The sequence below is a fragment of the Phaeacidiphilus oryzae TH49 genome (assembly GCF_000744815.1).
Lineage (GTDB): Bacteria > Actinomycetota > Actinomycetes > Streptomycetales > Streptomycetaceae > Phaeacidiphilus > Phaeacidiphilus oryzae.
This window is the reverse complement of sequence record NZ_JQMQ01000005.1, coordinates 1,628,552-1,654,098: the sequence shown is the minus strand read 5'-3', so window position 1 is coordinate 1,654,098 and position 25,547 is coordinate 1,628,552. Positions and strand designations below refer to the sequence as shown.

Here is a 25,547-nt window from a genome sequence, read left to right as displayed (position 1 = left end):
CAGGGCCCGACCTGGGCGATCCCTCGTCCAGGCGGGCCCGCACGCCTACCATGGACCCCGTGGAGAGCTGGGTGTGGTGGCTGATCGCAGCGGGGGTGCTCGGTATCCCGCTGGTCGTAACGGCGTTGCCCGAGTTCGGCATGTTCGCGGTGGGGGCCGGCTGCGCCGCCGCCACCGCCGCGCTCGGCGGCAACGTGGTGCTCCAGTTCGTGGTCTTCCTCGCCGTCTCCGTCGCCCTGCTGGTCTTCGTACGCCCGATCGCGGTACGCCATCTCACCCGCCGGCCCCCGGTGCCGACCGGCATCGAGCGGCTGAAGGGGGCCCGCGCGCTGGTCCTGGAACGGGTGGACGAGCACGGCGGCCGGATCAAGCTCGACGGCGAGGTGTGGTCGGCCCGCGCACTCGGCGCGGACCAGGTCTTCGAGCCCGGCCAGCAGGTCAACGTCGCCGACATCGAGGGCGCGACCGCCCTCGTCCTCTAACAGTCCGAAGCGGACCCCGGGAGTACACGTGCAACCCGTCATCATCGTCCTGGTCATCCTCGTGGTGCTGGCGTTCATCGCGCTGATCAAGACGATCCAGGTGATCCCGCAGGCGAGCGCGGCCATCGTGGAGCGCTTCGGGCGCTACACCCGCACGCTGAACGCCGGGCTGAACATCGTGGTGCCGTTCATCGACACCGTCCGCAACCGGATCGACCTCCGCGAGCAGGTCGTGCCCTTCCCGCCGCAGCCGGTGATCACCCAGGACAACCTGGTGGTGAACATCGACACGGTCATCTACTACCAGGTCACCGACCCCCGGGCGGCCACCTACGAGGTGGCCAGCTACATCCAGGCCATCGAGCAGCTCACCGTCACCACCCTGCGCAACATCATCGGCTCGATGGACCTGGAGTCCACGCTGACCTCCCGTGAGACCATCAACGCCGGTCTGCGCGGGGTCCTCGACGAGGCGACGGGCAAGTGGGGCATCCGGGTCAACCGCGTCGAGCTGAAGGCGATCGAGCCGCCGACCTCCATCCAGGACTCGATGGAGAAGCAGATGCGCGCCGACCGTGACAAGCGGGCCGCGATCCTCACCGCCGAGGGTGTGAAGCAGGCCCAGATCCTGGAGGCCGAGGGCACCCAGCAGGCCGACGTCCTCCGCGCGGACGGCGAGGCCCAGGCGGCGGTGCTGCGCGCCGAGGGTGAGGCGTCCGCGATCCGCACCGTCTTCGAGGCGATCCACGAGGGCCAGGCCGACCAGCAGCTGCTCGCCTACAAGTACCTGCAGACCCTGCCTGAGATCGCCAAGGGCGACTCCAACAAGCTCTGGATCATTCCGAGCGAGGTCGGCGATGCGCTCAAGGGTCTCGGGGGCGCCTTCAGTAACCTGGCACCGCAGCAGCCCGCTCCGGGCAACGGCAGCGCCTCGGGTGCTCCGGCGATCCCGCGCCAGCAGGACGGGGACCGGCTGGAGTCCGGCGACTCCGCCGCCCGCCCCCGGATCGACGGCGGCCGCGACTATCCGGAGATCGACCCCGAATAACCGTCAACCCGCTGCCCAGGCAACCCAGTTGACCCACCCAGGGAGGCCGGCCATGACCGAGCGACTGACCGACGAGCAGATCGACAAGGAACTGGCCGGCCTCCCGGCCTGGGTGCGCTCCGGCGACGCCCTCCAGCGGACCGTCCAGGCGGCCGACTTCCCGACCGCGATCAGGGTGGTGGACGACGTCGCCGAGGCCGCCGAGGCGGCCGACCACCACCCCGACATCGACATCCGCTGGCGCACCCTCCACTTCACGCTGAGTACCCACTCGGCCGGCGGCATCACCGGCAAGGACGTCCGGCTGGCCGCCCGCATCGACGAGATCGCCAGGGAACACGGCGCCTGAGTCCACCGTGCCGTCACTTCGTGTTCACGTCACATGGCGTCAAATCGGTCCATTCCATCCCGAGTTGCGCATACCGCAGCCGCCGTCAAGGGAGTGACTGGCGTTTCCTCCGCGTCATGAGATGCTGGCCCACGCATCGCAGACGGCAACGGACGGACTCATGGCACACGAACCCTCCGGCACCGACGGGCAGCAGCAGTCCGCGGACTACGACTACGGCCAGTACTGGCAGCAGCCCGGACCGGGCGACGGCCAGGCCGGATACGGTGCCGGCGGCGAGTACCCCGACCAGTCCGGCTACGGCGGCTACGCCGACTACGGCAGCACCCCGTACCCGGACTACGGCTCGGCCCCGGCAACCGGAGCGGACTCCTACCCTCCGCCGGAGTACGCCACCGCCTACGTCCAGCCCACCGGCTACCCGGACGGCTCCACCTACCCGCAGGGCGACCCGTACGCGCAGCAGGCCTACGGCGCCTACGTCGGCGACCCCGAGCAGTACCTCAACCCCGGCGACTACCCGGCGGCCCCGTCCACCGCCCCGTACGTCCCGGAGTACGACCAGCAGACCCAGCAGGACCAGCAGACCCAGCAGGACGAGTACGCGCAGCAGGACCAGTACGGGCAGCAGGACCAGTACGGCGAGCAGCAGCAGTACGACCTCTCCGGCTACCAGCAGCAGGACCCCTACCAGCAGCAGCCGTACGCCGCCGAGGAGTCCCCGGCCGAGAGCACCCAGTCCTGGGACCCCTCGGCCCTCGACGGCGCCACCGCCGCGAACGCCGCCGCGGCCCCGTCGGCGCCACCGCCGCCTCGGCCGCCGAGGCCCCGCCCGAGGTCCCGCCCGGGGCCCCGGGTGAGCCAGCGCCCCCCGCGCTCAACCTGCAGAACCTCAAGGACGCGGCGATCGGCCGCGCCCCCGGCACCGACCGCCACACCTTCCGCAAGCGGGCGATGATCGGCGGCGGCGCCCTCGCCGTCCTGGTCGTGGCCGGCGTCCTGGTCGCCGGGAACGGCCCCGGCGGCACCGGCACCCCCGGCGCCGCGGGCGGCTCCGCCTCCGCCGACCTGGCCGTCGCCCACACCAAGGCCTGGTCCGCCCCCGCCGACGCCTCGGCCGGGTCCAACCAGGACGGCCTCCTCGGCGGCTGGATCACCGGCAACGCCGTGGTCCGCGGCGACGGCACGGCGGTCACCGCCTACTCCGCCTCGGACGGCCACAAGCTGTGGACGGTCGCCGCCCCCAGCGCCAACGCCGTCCCCTGCGGGATGTCGCCCGAGGTCAACTCGGCCGGCCTAGGCGCGGTCCTCTACCAGCCCAAACCCGGCACCGGGCAGCCCTGCACCTCCGTGGTCGCGGTGGACACCGCCACCGGCCGCACCAAGTGGACCAAGAGCCTCTCCTCGGGCTCCTCCGGCTACGACGCGGCCGTCAGCGTCACCGACAACCGGGTGATCGCCGTCGGCGACGACCAGGCGGTCGGCTACGACTCCGGCTCCGGCGCCCAGAAGTGGACCTACGCCGGCCCCGGCAAGTTCTGCACCCTGGCCGGCGACGGCGGCAGCAGCACCGTCCTGGTCCAGGCGACCTGCGCGGACACCAGCAGCAAGCAGCAGCTGGTCCAACTCGACGCCACCAGCGGCAAGATGAACTGGTGGCGCGGACTGCCGGGGGACGCCGCCTCGTTCACCGTCCTCTCCGCGCAGCCCATCGCGGTCGGCGTCAACTACACCGACACCACCAAGAACAAGGTCATGTCGTTCAGCCAGACCGGCTCGTCCCAGCCGGACATCCCGCTCGCCCAGAGCGGCGGCACCCTCGCCGCCGCCCACGGCGCCTTCGACCCGACCCCCGGCGTCTGGTTCCAGGGCACCACCATGGTCGCCGCCCTCACCCCGGCCGCCGGCTCCGGCTCCCCGTCGGCGGCCACCACCGTCGCCGCCTACGACCTGTCGACCGGCAAGCGGGAATGGCTCACCAAGCTCACCGAGCAGGGCCAGTCGGCCCCGGTCGGCATAGACGGCCAGTCCGTGGTGATGGCCACCGAGGAGCGCACCGGACAGCAGGCCCGGCTCAGCAAGCTGGCCCTGGGCGACGGCAAGGAGACCCAGGGCGGCGGCTTCCCGAACGGCACCGGGTCGCTCCTCACCTCCGGCCGGGTGGTCATGGACAACGACCTGATCGCCACCCTCCCGGCCTTCACCACCACCTACGCCACGGCGGTCACCGCCTACCGCAACGCCGGCTGAGAGAACTCACCTGCCACGCCGCCGAACTGATCCAGCGTCAGGTCGGTGATCCCCAACGCGGTCAGCAGCGCGTGCTCCCGGCTCGGCTCGAACGGCAGCCGGAGCAGCCGCATCCCGGCCTGCTCCGGCGTCCGGTCGGCCTTCCGCCCGTTGTCCCGCGAGCAGGCCGCGACCGTGTTGAGCCAGCTGTTCCCGCCACCCTGGGCGCGCGGCACGATGTGGTCGACCGTGTCCGCCCGCCGCCCGCAGTACGCGCACCGGTACCCGTCCCGGACCAGCACCCCCCGGCGCGACCAGGGGACCCGATGTCGGAACGGCACTCTCACATACCGCCGCAACCGCACCACCTCGGGCAGCGGCACCTCGACCCGCCCGCCGGAACCGCGCAGCACCCGCATCGGATGCGCCCGCTCCACCACCGCCTTCCCCTGCAGCACCAGGATCACCCCGCGCTGCACGCTCACCGTCGACAGCGGCTCGTACCCCGCGTTCAACACCAGCGTCCGACGCACCATCAGCCCGCCCTCCCTCGTGACCCAGGCATACCCAGGAAACCCCGAAAACACAGCTCGCCCCCTCCGGGCGAGAGTGATCCCACTCTCCGCCCGGAGAGGGCGAGCCAACAACGAAATTTCCGGCGAATCCCCGGTGACGCGAGAGGCGCCCCGGCAACCGCGGTCCGGCGCTACTTCTCCTCGTACTCCGCGATCAGATTCCCGCGCGCGATCGCGTGGAAGCGGAGGTTGAAGCCGACGAACGCCGCGGTGGCGTCCGCGTCCGGGCCCAGCTTCTCGGTGTCCACCGCGTACACGGTGAAGACGTAGCGGTGCGGGCCGTCCCCGGGCGGGGGAGCGGCGCCGCCGAAGTCCTTGCTGCCGTAGTCGTTGCGGACCTGCACGGCACCGGCCGGCAGCCCCTTGAAGTCGCCGGAGCCGGCCCCGGTCGGCAGCTCCCTGACGTCCGCGGGGATGTCGAAGACCACCCAGTGCCAGAAGCCCGACCCGGTGGGCGCGTCCGGGTCGTAGCAGGTGACCGCGTAGCTGCGGGTCCCCTCCGGCCCAGCCGCCCAGCTCAGCTGCGGGGAGGTGTTCCCCTTCGCGTAGACCTGGGCGTCCGGCAGCGTGCCGCCGTCCGTCAGGTCCGTGCTGCTGACCGCCACTCCGGGAACCGGCGGATGGAAGTCATGCGGAAGCGGACGCCGCTTGCCCTGCTCACTCACTCCCAGACCCTCCTCACACATAGCCCTGCACTTACTGCACTGACACTTCCCGCCCGATGCTAGTCCGCCGATCACCGGCCACGTACCCTCGACGCCGTGTCAGCCCCACCCCCGAACCCCCCGCTCAGCCGGGCCTTCTTCGACCGCCCGGTGCTGGAGGCGGCCCCGGACCTCCTCGGCCGCATCCTGGTGCACGACCACCCGGACGGCCGCACGGCGCTCCGCCTCACCGAGGTCGAGGCGTACGACGGCCCGGACGACCCCGGCGCCCACTCCTACCGCGGCCGCACCCCGCGGAACGCGGTCATGTTCGGGCCGCCCGGGCACGTCTACGTGTACTTCACCTACGGCATGCACTACTGCATGAACCTGGTGACCGGTCCGGGGGAGCGGCCCTCCGCCGTCCTCCTCCGCGCCGGCGAGATCGTCGAGGGCGCCGAACTCGCCCGCGCCCGCCGCCCCACCGCCCGCCGCGACGCCGAACTGGCCCGCGGCCCGGCCCGGTTGGCCACCGCCCTCGGCGTGGCCCGGGAGGAGAACGGCGCCGACGCCTGCCCGCCCGAGGACCCGTCGGCCGGGACCACCCGCTTCCACCTCCTCCCCGGCACCCCGCCCCCGCCCGCCGCCGTCCGCACGGGCCCGCGCACCGGCCTCGCCCAGGCGTCCGACCGCCCCTGGCGCTTCTGGATCGCCGACGACCCGACCGTCAGCCCCTACCGCCGCCACACCCCCCGCCGGACCCGCACCCGCCCGGCGCGGCCCACGCCGTAGCCGCCACGGCCGCGCCGGGGCCCGCCTGACCGGCGTCTCCCGGTCCCCGGACGGATGCGAAAACCCGTGGCGCGGCCCCGTACCCTCTTAGCAGGCCCCGGCTCTTCCAGCGGGCCGGCCGCACAGAAGGAGAGCAGAACCCGTGACCGACATCGTCGACGAACTCAAGTGGCGCGGCCTGATCGCCGTCTCCACCGACGAGGACGCACTCCGCAAGGCCTTCGCCGACGGCCCGGTCACCTTCTATTGCGGCTTCGACCCCACCGCCCCCAGCCTCCACATCGGCAACCTGGTGCAGATCATCCAGCTGCGCCGGCTCCAGCAGGCGGGCCACCGCCCGCTCGGCCTGGTCGGCGGGGCGACGGGCCTGATCGGCGACCCCAAGCCGACGGCCGAGCGCACCCTGAACGACCCGGAGACGGTGGCCGGCTGGGTCGGCCGGCTGCGCGGCCAGATCGAGCGCTACCTCGACTTCGACGGCCCCAACGCGGCCCAGATGGTCAACAACCTCGACTGGACCTCCGGCCTCTCCGCGATCAACCTCCTCCGCGACGTGGGGAAGCACTTCCGCGTCAACAACATGATCGCCAAGGAGGCCGTCGCCCGCCGCCTCAACTCGGACGCCGGCATCAGCTACACCGAGTTCAGTTACCAGGTCCTCCAGGCCATGGACTTCCTGGAGCTCTACCGCCGCTACGGCTGCACCCTCCAGACCGGCGGCAGCGACCAGTGGGGCAACCTCACCGCGGGCGTCGACCTGATCCGCAGGAGCGAGGGCGAGAGCGTCCACGCGCTGGCCATCCCGCTGCTGACCAAGGCCGACGGCACCAAGTTCGGCAAGACCGAGTCCGGCACGGTGTGGCTGGACCCCGAACTCACCACCCCGTACGCCTTCTACCAGTTCTGGCTGAACGCGGACGACCGGGACGTCTCCAACTTCCTCCGGGTGTTCAGCTTCAAGTCCCGCGAGGAGATCGAGGAGCTGGACCGGCTGACCACCGAGCGCCCCGCCGCCCGAGCCGCCCAGCGCGCCCTGGCGGAGGAGCTCACCACGATGGTCCACGGCGCGGAGGAGTGCGCCCGGGCGATCGCCGCCTCCAAGGCCCTCTTCGGCCAGGGCGACCTCGCCGAACTGGACGCCGCCACGCTGGCCGCGGCCACCGCGGAGCTCCCGCGCACGGAGGCGGAGGCGCTGCCGCTGCCCCCGGTGGTCGACCTCCTCGCCGCCACCGGCCTGGCGCAGAGCAAGTCCGCCGCCCGCCGCACCATCAAGGAGGGCGGCGCCTACCTGAACAACACCAAGATCACCGACGAGGACGCGGTTCCCGCCGAGTCCGACCTCCTCCACGGCCGCTGGCTCCTCCTCCGCCGCGGCAAGCGCAACCTGGCCGCGGTCGAGCTGAAGGCCTGACACGCCGTCAAGTCACCGCGCTGACCTGTGCCTTCACAACCGGGCCGGGAATCCTCCAAGATTCCCGGCCCGGTTGTTTGACTCCCGGCCGCGAAGCGCATAACGTAGTCCGAGTCGCCTGAGCAGGTTGGCTTACGAGCCACCGGCCGAGACGGCGCCACTCTTTGATCATCGGCACTCACTCTTCTATACAGCCGTCCCTTCTCGGGGCCGGCCGCATCGACTTGTGCCTGCGCCGATGAGCGAATTACCGAGTTCGAATCGAACGCGGAAATACGCTAAAGTAGTGGACGTCGCCAAGGCGGCCCCCGCCACCGGGGAAAAGCGAATCGGAAACGATCTGCTAAGGTGGAAAACGAACGAAGCGCCCGGAGGCGCCGGAGGGATACCGGCCCGAAGGAAGCGTCCGTTCCTTGAGAACTCAACAGCGTGCCAAAAGTCAACGCCAGACTATAAAACACCCCGTCTCTGCCGGTCTCGGCAGGGCGAGGTTCCTTTGAAGAATCACAGCGAGGATTCACATCCTCTGCGTGATGCTCTTTTTTAAAGCATTCACGGAGAGTTTGATCCTGGCTCAGGACGAACGCTGGCGGCGTGCTTAACACATGCAAGTCGAACGGTGAAGCCCTTCGGGGTGGATCAGTGGCGAACGGGTGAGTAACACGTGGGCAATCTGCCCTGGATTCTGGGATAACACCGGGAAACCGGTGCTAATACCGGATATGACCCTCCTCCGCATGGTGGGGGGTGGAAAGCTCCGGCGATCCAGGATGAGCCCGCGGCCTATCAGCTTGTTGGTGGGGTGATGGCCTACCAAGGCGACGACGGGTAGCCGGCCTGAGAGGGCGACCGGCCACACTGGGACTGAGACACGGCCCAGACTCCTACGGGAGGCAGCAGTGGGGAATATTGCACAATGGGCGCAAGCCTGATGCAGCGACGCCGCGTGGGGGATGACGGCCTTCGGGTTGTAAACCTCTTTCAGCAGGGAAGAAGCGCAAGTGACGGTACCTGCAGAAGAAGCACCGGCTAACTACGTGCCAGCAGCCGCGGTAATACGTAGGGTGCGAGCGTTGTCCGGAATTATTGGGCGTAAAGAGCTCGTAGGCGGCCTGTCGCGTCGGATGTGAAAGCCCGGGGCTTAACCCCGGGTCTGCATTCGATACGGGCAGGCTGGAGTGTGGTAGGGGAGATCGGAATTCCTGGTGTAGCGGTGAAATGCGCAGATATCAGGAGGAACACCGGTGGCGAAGGCGGATCTCTGGGCCATTACTGACGCTGAGGAGCGAAAGCGTGGGGAGCGAACAGGATTAGATACCCTGGTAGTCCACGCCGTAAACGTTGGGAACTAGGTGTTGGCGACATTCCACGTCGTCGGTGCCGCAGCTAACGCATTAAGTTCCCCGCCTGGGGAGTACGGCCGCAAGGCTAAAACTCAAAGGAATTGACGGGGGCCCGCACAAGCGGCGGAGCATGTGGCTTAATTCGACGCAACGCGAAGAACCTTACCAAGGCTTGACATACACCGGAAACGTCCAGAGATGGGCGCCCCCTTGTGGTCGGTGTACAGGTGGTGCATGGTTGTCGTCAGCTCGTGTCGTGAGATGTTGGGTTAAGTCCCGCAACGAGCGCAACCCTTGTCCTGTGTTGCCAGCGGGTTATGCCGGGGACTCACGGGAGACTGCCGGGGTCAACTCGGAGGAAGGTGGGGACGACGTCAAATCATCATGCCCCTTATGTCTTGGGCTGCACACGTGCTACAATGGCCGGCACAATGAGCTGCGATACCGCAAGGTGGAGCGAATCTCAAAAAACCGGCCTCAGTTCGGATTGGGGTCTGCAACTCGACCCCATGAAGTCGGAGTCGCTAGTAATCGCAGATCAGCATGCTGCGGTGAATACGTTCCCGGGCCTTGTACACACCGCCCGTCACGTCACGAAAGTCGGTAACACCCGAAGCCGGTGGCCCAACCCTTGTGGGGGGAGCCGTCGAAGGTGGGACCAGCGATTGGGACGAAGTCGTAACAAGGTAGCCGTACCGGAAGGTGCGGCTGGATCACCTCCTTTCTAAGGAGCACTTCTCATCCGCGTCTGCGGGTGCAGAGGCCACTACGCCGGCACACGTCCGGCGGTGGTAGCTCATGGGTGGAACGTTGACTATTCGGATCGGCTGGCTTGGCCGGCTCACCAGTACTGCCCCTTTGGGGCGTGGAACGTGAGGCCGTGTCAGCAGGCCGGTCCGGGCGCGCTGTTGGGTCCTGAGGGCACGGCCGTTGGCCGTTCGTTCTCAGTGCCGACCCCATGCTTGGGCTAGGTGGGTGGTTGGTTGTTGCTTGAGAACTGCACAGTGGACGCGAGCATCTGTGGCCAAGTATTTAAGGGCGCACGGTGGATGCCTTGGCACCAGGAACCGATGAAGGACGTGGGAGGCCGCGATAGGCCCCGGGGAGCTGTCAACCGAGCTTTGATCCGGGGGTGTCCGAATGGGGAAACCCGGCGATCGTCATGGGTCGTCACCCGCTGCTGAACGCATAGGCAGTGTGGAGGGAACGCGGGGAAGTGAAACATCTCAGTACCCGCAGGAAGAGAAAACAACCGTGATTCCGGGAGTAGTGGCGAGCGAAACCGGATGAGGCTAAACCGTTTGTGTGTGAGACCCGGCAGGGGTTGCGCAGGCGGGGTTGTGGGAGCAAGCTTCAGTCTTCTGCCGGAGGCTGGGTGAGTCAGAAATCGTTGGTGTAGGCGAAGGGCATGTGAAAGGCCCGGCGTAGAGGGTAAGACCCCCGTAGCTGAAACGTCAGCGACTTGCTTGCTTGTTTCCCAAGTAGCACCGGGCTCGAGGAATCTGGTGTGAATCTGGCGGGACCACCCGCTAAGCCTAAATATTCCCTGGTGACCGATAGCGGATAGTACCGTGAGGGAATGGTGAAAAGTACCGCGGGAGCGGAGTGAAATAGTACCTGAAACCGTGTGCCTACAAGCCGTGGGAGCGTCGCGTCGGACTTCGGTCCGGCGTCGTGACTGCGTGCCTTTTGAAGAATGAGCCTGCGAGTTTGCGGTGTGTTGCGAGGTTAACCCGGGTGGGGTAGCCGTAGCGAAAGCGAGTCCGAAGAGGGCGTTTTCAGTAGCACGCTCAAGACCCGAAGCGGAGTGATCTAGCCATGGGCAGGGTGAAGCGCGGGTAAGACCGTGTGGAGGCCCGAACCCACCAGGGTTGAAAACCTGGGGGATGACCTGTGGTTAGGGGTGAAAGGCCAATCAAACTCCGTGATAGCTGGTTCTCCCCGAAATGCATTTAGGTGCAGCGTCGTGTGTTTCTTGCCGGAGGTAGAGCACTGGATAGGCGATGGGCCTGACCGGGTTACTGACCTTAGCCAAACTCCGAATGCCGGTAAGTGAAGCGCGGCAGTGAGACTGTGGGGGATAAGCTCCATGGTCGAGAGGGAAACAGCCCAGAGCATCGACTAAGGCCCCTAAGCGTGTGCTAAGTGGGAAAGGATGTGGAGTCGCAGAGACAACCAGGAGGTTGGCTTAGAAGCAGCCACCCTTGAAAGAGTGCGTAATAGCTCACTGGTCAAGTGATTCCGCGCCGACAATGTAGCGGGGCTCAAGCGCACCGCCGAAGTCGTGTCGTTCAGACATTAGGGCCAACGCCTGTCTGGATGGGTAGGGGAGCGTCGTGTGCCGGGTGAAGCCTCCGCGGAAGCGAGGGGTGGACGGTTCACGAGTGAGAATGCAGGCATGAGTAGCGATTCAGGAGTGGGAAACTCCTGCGCCGATTGACCAAGGGTTCCTGGGTCAAGCTGATCTGCCCAGGGTAAGTCGGGACCTAAGGCGAGGCCGACAGGCGTAGTCGATGGACAACCGGTTGATATTCCGGTACCCGTGGCAGTGCGCCAGCGCTGAACCAGGTGATGCTAAGCCCGTGAAGCCGCCCGGAGGTCTTCGGACCAAAGGGAGTGGTGGAGCCGGCGAACCAAGTCTGTAGTAGGTGAGCGATGGGGTGACGCAGGAAGGTAGTCCAGCCCGGGCGGTGGTTGTCCCGGGGTAAGGGTGTAGGACGTCAGGTAGGCAAATCCGCCTGGCAATAGTCTGAGACCTGATGCCGAGCCGTTGTGGTGAAGTGGATGATCCTATGCTGTCGAGAAAAGCCTCTAGCGAGTGCTGTTGCGGCCCGTACCCTAAACCGACTCAGGTGGTCTGGTAGAGAATACCGAGGCGTTCGGGTGAACTGTGGTTAAGGAACTCGGCAAAATGCCCCCGTAACTTCGGGAGAAGGGGGGCCATTGCTGGTGATCACCCTTGCGGTGTGAGCTGGTGGTGGCCGCAGAGACCAGCGGGAAGCGACTGTTTACTAAAAACACAGGTCCGTGCGAAGCCGTAAGGCGAGGTATACGGACTGACGCCTGCCCGGTGCTGGAACGTTAAGGGGACCGGTTAGCCTGGATTCGTCTGGGCGAGGCTGAGAACTTAAGCGCCAGTAAACGGCGGTGGTAACTATAACCATCCTAAGGTAGCGAAATTCCTTGTCGGGTAAGTTCCGACCTGCACGAATGGCGTAACGACTTCCTGACTGTCTCGACCACAGGCCCGGTGAAATTGCACTACGAGTAAAGATGCTCGTTTCGCGCAGCAGGACGGAAAGACCCCGGGACCTTTACTATAGCTTGATATTGGTGTTCGGTTCGGCTTGTGTAGGATAGCTGGGAGACGGTGAAGTCGCCACGCCAGTGGTGGTGGAGTCAATCTTGAAATACCAGTCTGGTCGTGCTGGATGTCTAACCTGGGTCCGTGATCCGGATCAGGGACAGTGTCTGGTGGGTAGTTTAACTGGGGCGGTTGCCTCCTAAAGGGTAACGGAGGCGCCCAAAGGTTCCCTCAGCCTGGTTGGCAATCAGGTGGTGAGTGTAAGTGCACAAGGGAGCTTGACTGTGAGACTGACGGGTCGAGCAGGTACGAAAGTAGGGACTAGTGATCCGGCGGTGGCTTGTGGAAGCGCCGTCGCTCAACGGATAAAAGGTACCCCGGGGATAACAGGCTGATCTTCCCCAAGAGTCCATATCGACGGGATGGTTTGGCACCTCGATGTCGGCTCGTCGCATCCTGGGGCTGGAGTAGGTCCCAAGGGTTGGGCTGTTCGCCCATTAAAGCGGTACGCGAGCTGGGTTTAGAACGTCGTGAGACAGTTCGGTCCCTATCCGCTGTGCGCGTTGGAGTCTTGAGAAGGGCTGTCCCTAGTACGAGAGGACCGGGACGGACGAACCTCTGGTGTGCCAGTTGTTCTGCCAAGGGCATGGCTGGTTGGCTACGTTCGGGAGGGATAACCGCTGAAGGCATCTAAGCGGGAAGCCTGCTTCGAGATGAGGACTCCCACCCACTTGTTGGGGTAAGGCTCCCAGTAGACGACTGGGTTGATAGGCCGGGTCTGGAAGCCCTGTGAGGGGTGGAGGTGACCGGTACTAATAGGCCGAGGGCTTGACCTCAGCTGCTACGCGTCCACTGTGCGGTTCCCGGGTTGCAAACAACCTTGGTCGGAATCGCAGAATTCCAACTGAAAAGTGTGTTCGCTGAACCCCATAGGGTTTCGGTGGCCATAGCGAGAGGGAAACGCCCGGTCCCATTCCGAACCCGGAAGCTAAGCCTCTCAGCGCCGATGGTACTGCACTCGGGAGGGTGTGGGAGAGTAGGACGCCGCCGAACAATTTTTCACAGCCGCGGCCCCAGCGATTCGCTGGGGCCGCGGCTTTTTTCGTTTGCTGCCGTGAGCGGGATCGGCGCTCGTGCGGGAGACTTGAAGTCGGCCCGGCGGGTGTTGCTCCGCGCTGTGGCGTGTGAGTAGAGAACGTAGAAGGAGTCACGTCGATGACGAACCCAGGCCACGGCCAGGAGCGGCCCCAGGATGGATCGCAGCGCCGGTCGGGCGAGGGACCGCGCGGTACCGGCGGGGGCGCCGGCCGGCGTGACGGCCGGGGCGGCGGCAGCTACGGCGGGGGCCCGCGTTCCCGCTGGTCCTCGGGCGGCCAAGGCGGCCAGAGCGGTCGAGGCCCTCGTCGCGACGACGAGCGCGGCGGCGAGCGTCGCGGCTACGGCGACCGCGAGCGTGACCGGGACCGCGACCGCGGCGGAGAGCGCGGCGACCGCGGTGGCTACGCCGGTGGCCGGGGCCGGTCGGAGCGTCCGGGGGGCGTTCGCCGCGACGACTGGCGGGACCGCCCGCAGCGTTCGGACCGCCCCGAGGGACGCGGCGGACGCGATGGCGACCGCGACCGCGATCGCGAGCGTCCGGGCGGTTTCCGTCGCGACGACCGCCCCGGTGGCGGCTTCCGCCGTGACGACCGGGACCGTGACCGGGACCGCGGCCCGCGTCGCGACGACCGGCCCGGCGGTGGCTACGGCTCCTACCGGCGCGACGACCGTGACCGTGACCGCGCTCGGGACGACCGCGGTCCCCGCCGTGACGACCGTCCGGGTGGCTTCCGCCGAGACGACCGCGACCGGGACCGAGACCGCGACAGGGAAGGCTTCCGCGGCCGGCCCGGCGGCGGCTACGGCCGCGACGACCGAGACCGCGACCGCGATCGTCGGGACGACCGGGACCGCGGAGACCGCGGCTTCGGCCGAGACGACCGGCGGCGCGACGACCGTCCGGGGGGCGGCTTCCGCCGGGACGACCGGCCCGGTGGCTTCCGCCGCGATGACCGTCCGGGTGGCTTCCGCCGCGACGACCGCCCCGGTGGCGGCTTCCGCCGTGACGACCGGGACCGTGACCGCGACCGCGAGCAGGACCGCGGTCCGCGTCGCGACGACCGCCCGAGCGGTTTCCGTCGCGACGACCGCGACCGCGACCGTGACCGGGATCGCGACCGCAGCTACGGCGGGGATCGCGGGGGCGACCGCAGCCGTGGCCCGCGCCGTGACGACCGTCCGGGCGGCTTCCGCCGAGACGACCGTCCGGGGGGCTTCCGCCGTGACGACCGCGGCGACCGCGGCGACCGGGGCGGCTCGTACCGTCGGGACGACCGGGGTGGCTCCTACCGCCGTGACGACCGCGGTGGTTCGTACCGCCGTGATGACCGTGGCGGACGCGGGCCGCGTCGGGACGATGACACGCGTCGGCAGGAGCCCGTCCGCCGGCTGCCGATTCCGGCCGAGATCACCGGTATGGAGGTCGACGCGGGGGTGCGGCAGGAGCTGATGAGCCTGCCCAAGACGCTCGCCGACGACGTCGCCAAGAACCTGGTGATGGTGGCGCAGCTGCTCGACGAGGACCCGGAGCGGGCCTACGGCTACTCCCGGGTTGCGCTGCGGCTGGCGTCGCGCGTCCCCTCGGTCCGGGAGGCCGCCGGCTTCGCCTCCTACGCGACCGAGCGCTACGCGGAGGCGCTGACGGAGTTCCGGGCCGCCCGGAGGATGACCGGGCTGGCCGACCTGTGGCCGGTGATGGCGGACTGCGAGCGCGGGCTCGGCCGCCCGGAGCGCGCGCTGGAGATGGCGGGCGCGCCGGAGGTCAAGCGGCTGGACAAGGCCGGGCAGATCGAGATGCGGCTGGTCGCGGCCGGCGCCCGCAAGGACATGGGCGAGTTCGACGCGGCCGTCGTCACCCTGCAGTGCCCGGAGCTCGGGGCCCGCTCGGTACAGGAGTGGACGCCCCGCCTGCGGTACGCGTACGCCGACGCGCTGCTGGCGGCCGGGCGTGAGTCGGAGGCCAGAGACTGGTTCTCGCGGGCCGCGGAGGCGGACACCCAGGGCGTCACCAACGCGGCCGAGCGGCTGGCCCAGCTGGACGGCGTGGAGTACGTGGACGCGCTGGACCCGGAGGCGGACGAGGAGGTGCCCGCGACCGGCGGCGCCACCGCCCTCGAGGACGAGAACGCCGACGGCTCGCTCTTCGCCGAGGGCGAGGGCGAGGACTACTACGAGGACGACGACGAAGAGGACGAGGAGGAGGGGGTGTCCCGGTACGACGGGGACGCGCTTCCGCCGGAGGACCGCTCGGCGTCCGAGGACGAGAAGGACGAGCAGGACCAGCAGGACCAGCAGGACTAGAAGTGGGAAGGGCCCCTGGCGGCCGGCGTTCGGCCGGCCGCCAGGGGCCCTTCGCATGCCCGGGGCCGGGTCCGGGGCCATGTCCGGGCCGGGTCAGTCCACGGGTCAGTCCAGGTGAAGGGAGCGGAGGACGAGGCCCGTGGCGGGCTTGGGGCCGAAGGACGTGGACTTGCGGGGCATGGTGACGCCCTGTTCGGCGAGGCGGAGGACGGTGCTCTCGGCGACCGGGTGCATCAGCACCGCCGTGCCGCTGTGCCGCCGGGCCTCGCGGACGGCGGCCCGGGCGTCGTGGAAGTAGCGGATGTGCTCGGGGGCGTCCGGCACTCGCCAGACGCGGTCGAGGAGGACCGAGTGGAGGACGGTGGCGTCCAGCAGGCGCCACTCCTCCGGGCGGTCGGCCGGGAGGGCGTCGGCGGGGATGGCCCCCGGACCGGCGGTGACCAGGACGGCGTGGTCGGTGCCGTCCGGTTCGGGGCCGGCCAGGACGTAGGCGTTGCGGTCCGGGTGCTCGGCCTTGGCGGAGGCGAGGGCGCTGAGGACCGCCGCCGGGCTGGGCGGGGCGCCGTCGGCGGACGGCAGCGGCTGCGTCTGCCACTGCGGGCCGAGAGCGGTGAGCGCGGCCACGGCGTCGCGGAGCGGCACCTGCTGGAGGAGGCGGTGGATGGCGCGGACCCGCAGCGGGTACCGGGCCGTGTCCACCAGCAGCACCATGCCGCGCTCCCACGGGCTGCGGGCCAGGTAGCGGTGCTCCTGCTGGAGGCGGCGGTAGGTGGCCCAGCGGTGGTGGCCGTCGGCGATCAGGGCGCGGCAGGTGGCGAGGTCGCGGGCGACCGCGGCCAGGTCCGCCGGGCCGGTGACCGACCAGAGGCGGTGGTGGGTGCCGTCGGTGGTCGCGGTCTCCAGCACGGGGCGGGTGGCCGCGGTGCGTTCGATGACCTCGGCCGCGCCGCCGTTGCCCTGGTAGGTGAGGAGCAGCGGTTCGAGGTTGGCGCGGGTGGTGCGCATCAGGGCGACGCGGTCGGCGACCGGCTGCGGCATCACGTCCTCGTGCGGGAGGACCAGGCCCGATTCGGGGCCGCTGAGGGTGAGCGCGCCGATCAGGCCGCGCTGGAGGGTGCCGCCCTGGGACTCGGGGGCCTGCTGCTCGTAGACGTAGAGGGCCGGCTCGGGGTCGGGGCGCAGCACGCCCTGGCGCTGCCAGGCGTCCAGCAGTTCGCCGGCGTGCCGGTAGCGGGCGGCGGGGTCCTCCGCGTTGTGCGGGAGGATCAGCCGGACGATGTTGTGCGGGTCGGCGGTCTCCAGCTGGTCCCGGCCGTCGGGCAGGTCCACCACGTCGTAGGGCGGGGAGGTGACGGCGGCCAGCGAGCTGATCCGCTCGGGGGCGTAGCGGAGGCCGCGGAAGGGGGCCAGGGAGAGGCCGCAGGAGGCCACCCGGCTGGGGTCGTCGCTGAGTGGTTCCTCGTTGCGGGCTGGGCTGACCTGGTCCATCTCGGCATGGTAAACGGCGGTCGGGGGCGCGAGCGGAGGGGGCGGGTTGGGTACCGTCGGGAGGGCGTGAACTTCTTTCCGAGGCAGAGACGAGGCACCATGACTGACGCTCCCCGCCGGACCAGCCCCGGGAGCTGCGCCCGCCCGCTGGACGAGGCGTACGACACCGCGCTGCTCGACCTCGACGGGGTGGTGTACGCCGGGCCGAACGCGGTGCCGCACGCGGTCGACTCGCTGGCCGCCGCCCGGCAGGGCGGGATGCGCCTGGCCTATGTCACCAACAACGCCTCGCGGACGCCGAAGGCGGTGGCCGAGCACCTCAGCGAGCTCGGGGTGCCGGCCGGGCCGGAGGACGTGATCACCTCGGCGCAGGCCGCCGCGCGGCTGGTCGCCGAGCGGGTGCCGGAGGGCGCCAAGGTGCTGGTGGTCGGCGGGGAGGGGCTGGTCCAGGCGGTCGAGGAGCGTGGGCTCGTGCCGGTGCGCTCGCTGGACGAGGAGCCGGTCGCGGTGGTCCAGGGCTACGACAGGTCGGTGGGCTGGACCGAGCTGGCCGAGGCCTCGTACGCGGTGCAGCGGGGGCTGCCCTGGGTGGCGTCCAACACCGATCTGACGATTCCCACCGCGCGCGGGACGGCTCCGGGGAACGGCACGCTGGTCAACGCGGTGCGGGCGGCGACGGGGGTGGATCCGGCGGTCGCCGGCAAGCCGCTGCCGCCGATGCACCGGGAGACCGTGCTGCGCACCGGCGCCGAGCGGCCGCTGGTGGTCGGGGATCGGTTGGACACGGACATCGAGGGGGCGTTCAACGGGGGGGTGGACAGCCTGCTGGTGCTGACCGGGGTGACCGCACCGGGGGACCTCCTCGCGGCCCGGCCGGAGCACCGGCCGACCTATGTCGGCCGCGACCTGCGGGACCTTCTGGAGCCGCAGCCTGAGGTGGCCGAGGAGGCCGACGGCGGGCGGCGGTGCGGCGGCTGGCTGGTGGCCGCGGCCGACGGCGTGCTGCGGTTCGCCGAGACCGGGGAGGACCCGGTGGACGGGCTGCGGGCGCTGTGCGCGGCGGCGTGGAGCGGGGCGGCGACCGGCGGTTGGGACAAGGCCCTTGCGGGGCTCGGACTCTGACGGACCGTCAGAGTAGCGAGCGGAGGCGCAGCAGGTCCCGGAAGCCGGCCTCGAACCGGACCCGGCCGGTGGCCCAGGCCTGGGCGAAGTTCAGCTCGCCGTCGACGAGGGCGACCAGGATGTCGCCGCGCATGGCGAGGCGGATCTGGGCGCGCTCGGCCGGGCGGCCCGGGTACTCGGTGACGTCCAGGATGCTGCCGTCCGAGAGGCGGCCGGCGAAGGTCACGTCCAGGTCCGTGATCCAGCAGCTGAGCGAGCGGTCCAGGGCGGCCGCGCTGCGCACCTTGCCCTCGGCGCGGCCGAGCCCGGCGCTGAGCCGGGTGATCGCCTCGCGGCACTGTTCGATGGTCGCCATGGGGGCGACGGTACCCGGAGACCGGGAGTGGACGGGCGGACGCGAGGTCGTGGAGGCGGAATCGGACGCGGCGAGGCGGTAGCGTCGGCGGGGACGCGACGCGTTGCGAGCGATTCAGCTGGAGGAGGGAGGGCGACATGCGCGACACCCTGCGTGAGTACCTGCGGATCGGCACCGCCGTTACGGAGACCGCCCTGCGGAGCGTGGAGAGCGCGACCCGGGAGGTCCTGAACCGGGCCGGTGTCGACCCGGACGAGCTGCAGCGGCGCCTGTCCGAGCAGGTCCCGGAGCCGGTCCGGCAGAACGCCGGGCTGGCGGTGGGGCTGCTGCGCACGGAGGCGGAGAAGGCCTGGGGCCGGCTCGGGGACGGGGTCGTCCAGGTCGGCGTGGTGCTGGAGGCGCTGGAGCGGTGGGTCCGCGACCTCGAGGGGCGGCGGGAGCACGCGCCGTCCCCGGCCGCGGAGGGAACGCGGGAGGCGGCGGGGCGCCGGCGGATGCGGCGGCCGAGGCCGCGCCGACCATCCGGCGCCCGGCGCCGAGCCGGGCCGAGGAGGCCTTCCCGCGGCCGTCGCGGCCGGCGGACGGGCGGCCGTCCGGACCGGTGCGGGTCTTCGTCGACGAGGAGCCGGTGGAGAGAGCGGCCCCGGCGGGGGCGGCCCCGGCGGGGGAGCCGCCGGTCGAGGAGCCGCCGGTCGAGGACACACCGGTGCCGGACACTCCGTCGGACAAGCTGCCGGTCAAGGCGCCGGCGAAGTCGCCAGCGGCGAAGAAGACGGCGGCGAAGAAGACCGCGGCGAAGAAGACCGCGGCCAAGAGGACCCCCGCCGCCGCGAAGAAGGCGGCCCCGCCGAGGAAGGCCGCGGCGAAGCAGACCGCGAGCGCCTCCGAGGAGGCTCCTGCCAAGAAGGCGGCCGCGAAGAAGACAGCCGCCAAGAAGGTGGCGACGGTCAAGAAGGCCGCGGCGAAGAAGACGGCGGCCGAGAAGACGGCGGCCGGGAAGACCCCCGCGAAGAAGACCCCCGCGAAGAAGGCACCGGTCGAGGTGCCCTCGGCGCGGTCCGGGCCGGAGGGGACGTCGAGCGGGGGCGCGGGTGTCTGAGTTCTGGTCGAAACCCGAGCCCGAGTCTGCGCCCGGGCCTGAGCCGGAGCCCGAGCCGTGGCCGGAGGCGCAGGCCGAGCCGCGGACCCTTGAGCTGCCGGCCGCCCTGGCCGGGCTGGTCCGGCCCGTCGCCGCCGACGAGCCCGGGCCCGCCGCCAACGAGCCCGCCGCCGACGAGGCCGCCGCCACCGATGAGCCTGCGGCCGAGACGGCGGATGCCGCCGCCGACGGTGCGCTCGACGAGTTCGAGGGCGGGATCGCCGAGCTGATCGCGCAGGCCGGGGACGCGGGGGAGCCCCTCGGGCTGGAGCCCGCCGACACCGGTCACTCCGGTGTCGACACCGCGCTGGCCCGGCTCGCCGAGCTGGACGGGGTCCCGGCGGAGGAACACGCCGGCGTGTACGAGGATGTCCATGAGCGGTTGCAGGGAATCCTGGCCGCCCTCGACCGTCCGCCGGGGCCGCCCGCCCCAGATCTCGCACGCAGGAGTTGAAGTACCCGTGGCAGTGGCACGTCGCCGCCTGGACGCCGAGCTGGTCCGACGGAAGCTCGCACGGTCCCGCGACCACGCGAGCGAGCTGATCGCGGCGCGGCGGGTGACGGTGGGCGGCACCACCGCCACCAAGCCCGCCACCCAGGTGGAGACCGGCGCGGCCATCGTCGTCGTCAAGGACGAGAACGACCCCGACTACGTCTCCCGCGGCGGGCACAAGCTGGCCGGCGCGCTGTCCGTGTTCGTGCCGCGGGGGCTCGTCGTCGAGGGCCGGCGGGCGCTGGACGCGGGTGCGTCCACCGGCGGGTTCACCGACGTGCTGCTGCGCGCCGGGGCCGCCCGGGTGCTGGCGGTGGACGTCGGCTACGGGCAGCTGGCCTGGTCGCTGCAGAGCGACGACCGGGTGGCGGTGATGGACCGCACCAACGTCCGGGAGCTGACGCTCGACGGGATCGGCGGGGAGCCGGTCGACCTGGTGGTCGGGGACCTCTCGTTCATCCCGCTGGGGCTGGTGCTGCCCGCGCTCAGCGCCTGCGCGGCCGAGGACGCCGACCTGGTGCTGATGGTGAAGCCGCAGTTCGAGGTGGGCCGGGAGCGGCTGGGCAGCGGCGGGGTGGTGCGCAGCGGGCAGCTGCGGCTGGAGATGATCGAGAAGGTCGCCGCGCAGGGCGCCGAACTGGGGTACGGGGTGCGCGGGGTGACCGCGAGCCCGTTGCCGGGGCCCTCCGGGAACGTGGAGTACTTCCTGTGGTTCCGGCGGGACGCGCCGCCGCTGGATCCGGCGGACGCCGAGCGGGCCGTCCGCGAGGGGCCGCGCTGACGGACCCGGCGGTGGCGGGTGCGGAGGCGCGCGCCGGATGCTGTGCGCCGAGGGGTGTACGACGGGCCGCGGGTACGGGATGAGCAGCGGGTAGGGTCATGTGGAGCCCCGCCTCCCGGTGGGGCGGCCGGTACGCCGGCAACAGGTCCCGCTAGGGGGAGGCGCGACCGGACGTCGCGGTCCGGCGCGCACCGGAGGAGCCAGCACATGAGCGACCGCTCGGTCTTCCTGATCGCGCACACCGGCCGGGAGGCCGCGCTGCGCAGCGTCGAGAGCCTCGTCGACGGCCTGCTGTCGGCCGGGATCGGCCTGCGGGTGCTGGCCGAGGAGGCCCCTGAGATGGACCTCCCCGCGGGGGTGGAGAGCGTTCCCTCGGGGCCGGACGCGGCGCTCGGCTGCGAGCTGATCCTGGTCGCGGGAGGAGACGGGACGCTGCTGCGGGGGGCGGAGCTCTCGCGGGAGTCCGGGCTGCCGATGCTGGGGATCAACCTGGGCCGGGTCGGCTTCCTCGCGGAGGCGGAGCGGGACGACCTGGCGACGGTGGTCGAGCGGGTGGTGAAGTCCGACTACCTCGTCGAGGAGCGGATGACGATCGACGTCACCGTGCGGACGGACGGCCAGGTGGTGCACACCGACTGGGCGCTGAACGAGGCCTCGGTGGAGAAGGCCGCCCGGGAGCGGATGCTGGAGGTCGTCACCGAGGTGGACGGGCGGCCGGTGTCCGGGTTCGGCTGCGACGGGGTGGTGTGCGCGACGCCGACCGGGTCCACGGCGTACGCCTTCTCGGCGGGCGGGCCGGTGGTCTGGCCGGAGGTGGAGGCGCTGCTGATGGTGCCGATCAGCGCCCACGCGCTGTTCGCCCGGCCGCTGGTGACCTCGCCGGACTCGGTGCTGGCGGTCGAGGTGCAGAAGAAGACGCCGCACGGGGTCCTGTGGTGCGACGGGCGGCGGTTCGTGGAGCTGCCGGCGGGGGCGCGGGTGGAGGTCCGGCGCGGGCATATCCCGGTGCGGTTGGCGCGGCTGCATCAGGCGCCGTTCACGGATCGGCTGGTCGCGAAGTTCGCCCTGCCGGTCACCGGCTGGCGCGGCGCGCCGAACTGCTGAGCGGCGCCGGACTGCTGAGTGGCGCCGAAGCGCTGAGCGGCGCCGCGATCGGGGCGGCCGGCGGCACTACCTCCGGGGCGGCCCGGCCGTCAGGGTTGTGTGGAGGAAAACCCCCTCTCGGGGGGTGGGTCGTCGCGGGCGGGGGGCGTTACCTCGTATGGTCGTTCCGTGCTTGAGGAGATGCGGATACGGAAGCTCGGGGTCATCGACGACGCCGTTGTCGAGCTTGCGCCGGGCTTCACCGCCGTGACCGGGGAGACCGGTGCGGGCAAGACCATGGTGGTGACCAGTCTCGGCCTGCTGCTCGGCGGCCGTGCGGATCCCGCACTGGTCCGGGCCGGAGCCGAGCGCGCCGTCGTGGAGGGGCGGATCACGCTGGAGGAGGACGCCCCCGTCGCCCGCCGCGCCGTCGAGGCCGGGGCGGAGCTGGACGACGGCGCCCTCCTGGTGAGCCGTACCGTCTCGGCGGAAGGGCGTTCGCGGGCGCATGTGGGCGGCCGGTCGGTGCCGGTCGGTCTCCTCGCCGAGCTGGGCGAGGACCTGATCGCCGTGCACGGCCAGACCGACCAGCAGCGGCTGCTGAAGCCCGCCCGCCAGCGGGGTGCCCTCGACCGCTACGCGGGTGAGTCCCTGGCGAAGCCCTTGTCGCGGTACCAGGCGGTCTACCGCCGGTTGCGCGAAGTCGAGTCGCTGCTCGACGAGTTGACGACCAAGGCCCGGGAGCGGGCGCAGGAGGCGGACCTGCTGCGGTTCGGCGTGGAGGAGGTCTCCGCCGCCGAGCCGCTGGCCGGGGAGGACACCGAGCTCGCCGCCGAGGCCGAGCGGCTCGGCCATGCCGACGCGCTGGCCTCGGCCGCTCAGCTGGCGCACGGCGCCCTCGCCGGCGACCCGGCGCAGCCGGACGTGGTGGACGCCACCACCCTGATCGGCCAGGCCCGCCGCGCCCTGGAGGGCGTGCGCGGGCACGATTCGAGCCTGGCGTCCCTCGCCGACCGGCTGAACGAGGTCGGATATCTGCTCGCCGACGTGGCCGCGGACCTGGCCGGCTACGCGGACGGGCTGGACTCCGACCCGGCGCGCCTGGCCGCCGTCGAGGAGCGGCGGTCCGTACTGGCCCATCTGATCCGCAAGTACGGGTCGGCGGAGGGCGGTACGGAGGAGGTGCTGGCCTGGGCCGAGCGGTCCGCGCTGCGCCTCTCCGAGCTGGAGGGGGACGACGAGCGGATCGGCGAACTGGCCGAGGAGCGGACCGCCCTCCGCTCCGAACTGGGCAACCTGGCCGGAGAGTTGACGCGGGCGCGGGAGGCGGCGGCGGATCGCTTCGCGCAGGCCGTCACGGCCGAGCTGGCCGAGCTGGCGATGCCGCACGCGCGGGTCAGCTTCGCCCTCACCCAGACCGAGGCGCCGGAGCCGGAGGGCGTCGAGGTGGACGGCCGGACGCTGGTCTGCGGCCCGTACGGCGCGGACGAGGTCGAGGTGCTGCTCGCCCCGCATCCGGGCGCGGCGCCGAGGCCGATCGCCAAGGGCGCCTCGGGCGGTGAGCTCTCCCGGGTGATGCTGGCCGTCGAGGTGGTCTTCGCGGGCGCCGACCCGGTGCCCACGTACCTCTTCGACGAGGTCGACGCCGGGGTCGGCGGCAAGGCCGCGGTGGAGGTCGGCCGCCGGCTGGCCAAGCTGGCGGAGACCTCCCAGGTGGTGGTGGTCACCCACCTGCCCCAGGTGGCCGCGTTCGCGGATCGGCATCTCGTGGTGGAGAAGACCAGTGACGGATCGGTCACCCGCAGCGGGGTGACGGTGCTGGACGACGCCGAGCGGGTGCGCGAACTCTCCCGCATGCTGGCCGGGTTGGAGGATTCCGAGCTCGGCAGGGCGCACGCGGAGGAGTTGCTGGCGGCCGCCCGGGCACGTCATACGGACGGGTGAAGGACCGGGTGGAACCGGCGGCGCGGGGGGCCGTGGGCTGTCCAAGAAGCGCTCCGGCCTGGCAAGGTGTAGCGCCGGACGGACGGAGACCGACAGAGACCCAGCGTGGCCGGCGCAGCCTGGCGGCGCGGTGACCGCGGCGCGGGCCGTGGACGCGATCGGGCGATGGCCGGGGGAGAGACGGGACAGGGCGGGACGTGGAGCAGCACACCTCATCGTCGTCGGCGGCGGGCTCGGAGCGGTCCGCGAGTCCGGTCGGGCGGCGCCGGGCCGGCGCCGGGCAGCTGCATGTGGCGCTGGTGGTCGCCGGTACGACCGGTGCGGTGGGGGCGCATGTCCGCTCGCTCGCGGCCGGGCTGTCCGCGCGCGGAGTGGTGGTGACGGTCTGCGGGCCGGCCGAGACCGACGAACTCCTCGGGATCTCGGCGACCGGGGCCCGGTTCCACGAGGTGGAGATCACCCCGAGCTCGCGGCCGCGGATGGACGCGGCGGCCATCGGTGAGCTGCGGCGGGCCTTCACCGGGGCCTCCGTGGTGCACGCCCACGGGCTGCGGGCGGCGCTGCTGTCGGATCTCGCGCTGCGTACGGCGGGCCGGGTGCTGCCGTCGGTCAACCTCGGCGGGGTGTGGTCGGGCTCGGGCTCGGCGTCCGGCGCGGAGGGCGGGACGGAGGCGGTGACCACCCCGCCGCTGGTGGTGACCTTCCACCAGGCGCTGCTGGCCACCGGGGTCGAGCGGCGGTTGCTGCGGCTGATGGAGCGGCGGGTGGCGCGCAGCGCCGACCTGGTGCTGGGAGCCTCCTCGGACCTGGTCTCGCGGGCGCGTGAGCTGGGGGCGGTGGACGCCCGGCTCGGGCCGGTGGCGGCCCCCGCGGGCCGCCGCGGGGCTCGGCCGGGAGCAGGCGCGGGAGCGGCTGCTGGGGCTGGCGCCGGACGACGGGCGGCCGGTCGTGCTGGCGGTCGGGCGGCTGGTGCCGCAGAAGAACTTCCACCTGCTGCTGGACGCGGCCCGGGGGTGGCGCGAGGAGCGCGACGGCGTGCCCCGCCCGCTGGTCGTGCTGGCCGGGGACGGGCAGGAGGACCAGGAGCTGCGGGCGCGGATCGAGGCCGAGGGGCTGCCGGTCCGGATGCTGGGGTACCGGGAGGACGTCCCCGATCTGCTGGCGGCGGCGGACGCGGTGGTGCTGAGTTCGCGCTGGGAGGCGCGCTCGCTGGTGGCGCAGGAGGCGCTGCGGGCGGGGGTGCCGCTGGTCGCCACGGCGGTCGGCGGGGTGCCGGAGCTGGTGGGGGACGCGGCGGTGCTGGTGCCGTGCGGGGACCCGGGGGCGCTGTCCTCTGCGGTCAGCGCGTTGCTGGGGGACGCGGGGCGGCGGGCCGCGCTGGCCGCGGCGGGGCGGGAACAGGCGGCCACCTGGCCGGACGAGGACGCGACGGTCGCGCTGGTCCTGAGCGTCTACGACGAGCTCGTCGCCACGGCCTGAGGCGCCCCGGGCGCAGCGCCGCAGGCGCGGGTCAGGGGCGCGGGGAACCGCGCGCCCGGCCAGTGACCTGCGCACTCGGCAGCGGAGT

Annotated in this window: 20 protein-coding genes, 3 rRNA genes and 1 pseudogene; 20 read left to right on the top strand and 4 right to left on the bottom strand. The window is 71.1% G+C overall.

The features are described 5' to 3' along the window. Positions 1 to 50 precede the first annotated feature (50 nt). From BS73_RS11650 to BS73_RS11630, 5 genes are all read left to right on the top strand, one after another. The gene (locus BS73_RS11650; protein ID WP_037571565.1) at positions 51 to 482 is read left to right on the top strand and encodes an NfeD family protein; all 432 of its coding nucleotides are present in this window, start codon (positions 51 to 53) and stop codon (positions 480 to 482) included. 28 nt (positions 483 to 510) lie between these two features. After that, on the top strand, positions 511 to 1,530 hold the full coding sequence (locus tag BS73_RS11645; protein ID WP_037571563.1) for an SPFH domain-containing protein: 1,020 nt from the start codon (positions 511 to 513) through the stop codon (positions 1,528 to 1,530). 52 nt (positions 1,531 to 1,582) lie between these two features. Continuing rightward, complete coding sequence (locus BS73_RS11640) at positions 1,583 to 1,879, top strand: 4a-hydroxytetrahydrobiopterin dehydratase (RefSeq protein WP_037571560.1); 297 nt, start codon at positions 1,583 to 1,585, stop codon at positions 1,877 to 1,879. 160 nt (positions 1,880 to 2,039) lie between these two features. Further along, positions 2,040 to 2,837, top strand: a complete 798-nt coding sequence (locus tag BS73_RS11635) for a hypothetical protein (protein ID WP_037571558.1) — start codon at positions 2,040 to 2,042, stop codon at positions 2,835 to 2,837. Then, a complete protein-coding gene (locus BS73_RS11630; protein WP_037571556.1) occupies positions 2,834 to 4,129 on the top strand; it encodes an outer membrane protein assembly factor BamB family protein in 1,296 nt (431 codons plus the stop codon). Before BS73_RS11635 ends, BS73_RS11630 begins: the two co-directional genes overlap by 4 nt. On the opposite strand, the gene BS73_RS11625 is transcribed toward BS73_RS11630, so the two are convergent. Continuing rightward, entirely contained in the window at positions 4,111 to 4,641 is a 531-nt protein-coding gene (locus BS73_RS11625) for an HNH endonuclease (protein ID WP_037579173.1), read from the bottom strand. The genes BS73_RS11630 and BS73_RS11625 overlap by 19 nt on opposite strands. A 173-nt stretch (positions 4,642 to 4,814) precedes the next feature. Continuing rightward, positions 4,815 to 5,348, bottom strand: a complete 534-nt coding sequence (locus BS73_RS11620; protein WP_235215381.1) for a YbhB/YbcL family Raf kinase inhibitor-like protein — start codon at positions 5,346 to 5,348, stop codon at positions 4,815 to 4,817. Between the two features lie 96 nt (positions 5,349 to 5,444). On the opposite strand from BS73_RS11620, the gene BS73_RS11615 reads away from it, so the two are divergent. The 7 genes from BS73_RS11615 (at position 5,445) to BS73_RS11585 (ending at position 15,576) form a co-directional block, all read left to right on the top strand. Beyond that, positions 5,445 to 6,119 carry a DNA-3-methyladenine glycosylase gene (locus BS73_RS11615; RefSeq protein WP_037571552.1) on the top strand — a complete coding sequence of 225 codons (675 nt, stop codon included), beginning with the start codon at positions 5,445 to 5,447 and terminating at the stop codon, positions 6,117 to 6,119. Positions 6,120 to 6,261: 142 nt separating this feature from the next. Beyond that, positions 6,262 to 7,530, top strand: coding sequence for a tyrosine--tRNA ligase (gene tyrS, locus BS73_RS11610; protein WP_037571551.1), 1,269 nt, complete (start codon positions 6,262 to 6,264; stop codon positions 7,528 to 7,530). Positions 7,531 to 8,081: 551 nt separating this feature from the next. After that, positions 8,082 to 9,597, top strand: a 16S ribosomal RNA gene (locus BS73_RS11605). A gap of 298 nt (positions 9,598 to 9,895) precedes the next feature. Further along, positions 9,896 to 13,013: ribosomal RNA gene (locus tag BS73_RS11600) — 23S ribosomal RNA — on the top strand. A 100-nt stretch (positions 13,014 to 13,113) separates the two neighbouring features. Then, positions 13,114 to 13,230, top strand: a 5S ribosomal RNA gene (gene rrf / locus BS73_RS11595). The 16S, 23S and 5S rRNA genes sit together here, the layout of an rRNA operon. A gap of 553 nt (positions 13,231 to 13,783) precedes the next feature. Continuing rightward, the gene (locus BS73_RS34600; RefSeq protein ID WP_152617585.1) at positions 13,784 to 14,725 is read left to right on the top strand and encodes a hypothetical protein; all 942 of its coding nucleotides are present in this window, start codon (positions 13,784 to 13,786) and stop codon (positions 14,723 to 14,725) included. Further along, positions 14,710 to 15,576 carry a hypothetical protein gene (locus BS73_RS11585; RefSeq protein ID WP_235215648.1) on the top strand — a complete coding sequence of 289 codons (867 nt, stop codon included), beginning with the start codon at positions 14,710 to 14,712 and terminating at the stop codon, positions 15,574 to 15,576. The genes BS73_RS34600 and BS73_RS11585 overlap by 16 nt, the downstream gene beginning before the upstream one ends. Before the next feature lie 105 nt (positions 15,577 to 15,681). Here the strand turns inward: BS73_RS11585 and BS73_RS11580 are convergent, their stop codons facing one another. Further along, a complete protein-coding gene (locus BS73_RS11580) occupies positions 15,682 to 17,064 on the bottom strand; it encodes a DUF1015 family protein (RefSeq protein WP_084703975.1) in 1,383 nt (460 codons plus the stop codon). Between the two features lie 99 nt (positions 17,065 to 17,163). Between BS73_RS11580 and BS73_RS11575 the strand changes: the two genes are divergently transcribed. Further along, on the top strand, positions 17,164 to 18,186 hold the full coding sequence (locus tag BS73_RS11575; RefSeq protein WP_037571549.1) for an HAD-IIA family hydrolase: 1,023 nt from the start codon (positions 17,164 to 17,166) through the stop codon (positions 18,184 to 18,186). A 7-nt stretch (positions 18,187 to 18,193) separates the two neighbouring features. Here BS73_RS11575 and BS73_RS11570 read toward each other — a convergent pair whose 3' ends face one another. Beyond that, positions 18,194 to 18,541, bottom strand: coding sequence for a sterol-binding protein (locus BS73_RS11570; protein ID WP_037571547.1), 348 nt, complete (start codon positions 18,539 to 18,541; stop codon positions 18,194 to 18,196). Between the two features lie 409 nt (positions 18,542 to 18,950). Between BS73_RS11570 and BS73_RS37270 the strand changes: the two genes are divergently transcribed. The 7 genes and pseudogenes from BS73_RS37270 to BS73_RS40685 all read left to right on the top strand — a co-directional run bounded on the left by BS73_RS37270 (position 18,951) and on the right by BS73_RS40685 (position 25,459). Beyond that, entirely contained in the window at positions 18,951 to 19,640 is a 690-nt protein-coding gene (locus BS73_RS37270; protein WP_152617584.1) for a histone H1-like repetitive region-containing protein, read from the top strand. Beyond that, complete coding sequence (locus BS73_RS39445) at positions 19,633 to 20,133, top strand: hypothetical protein (protein ID WP_084703974.1); 501 nt, start codon at positions 19,633 to 19,635, stop codon at positions 20,131 to 20,133. The genes BS73_RS37270 and BS73_RS39445 overlap by 8 nt, the downstream gene beginning before the upstream one ends. 13 nt (positions 20,134 to 20,146) lie before the next feature. After that, a complete protein-coding gene (locus BS73_RS11555) occupies positions 20,147 to 20,953 on the top strand; it encodes a TlyA family RNA methyltransferase (protein WP_037571545.1) in 807 nt (268 codons plus the stop codon). A gap of 207 nt (positions 20,954 to 21,160) precedes the next feature. Next, complete coding sequence (locus BS73_RS11550; RefSeq protein ID WP_037571543.1) at positions 21,161 to 22,057, top strand: NAD kinase; 897 nt, start codon at positions 21,161 to 21,163, stop codon at positions 22,055 to 22,057. 180 nt (positions 22,058 to 22,237) lie between these two features. Then, a complete protein-coding gene (gene recN / locus BS73_RS11545; protein WP_037571542.1) occupies positions 22,238 to 23,980 on the top strand; it encodes a DNA repair protein RecN in 1,743 nt (580 codons plus the stop codon). A gap of 197 nt (positions 23,981 to 24,177) precedes the next feature. After that, positions 24,178 to 24,768: pseudogene (locus BS73_RS40690) on the top strand (glycosyltransferase family 4 protein); the annotation flags it as partial. Between the two features lie 34 nt (positions 24,769 to 24,802). Next, positions 24,803 to 25,459, top strand: coding sequence for a glycosyltransferase (locus BS73_RS40685; protein WP_322987254.1), 657 nt, complete (start codon positions 24,803 to 24,805; stop codon positions 25,457 to 25,459). Positions 25,460 to 25,547: the final 88 nt, after the last annotated feature.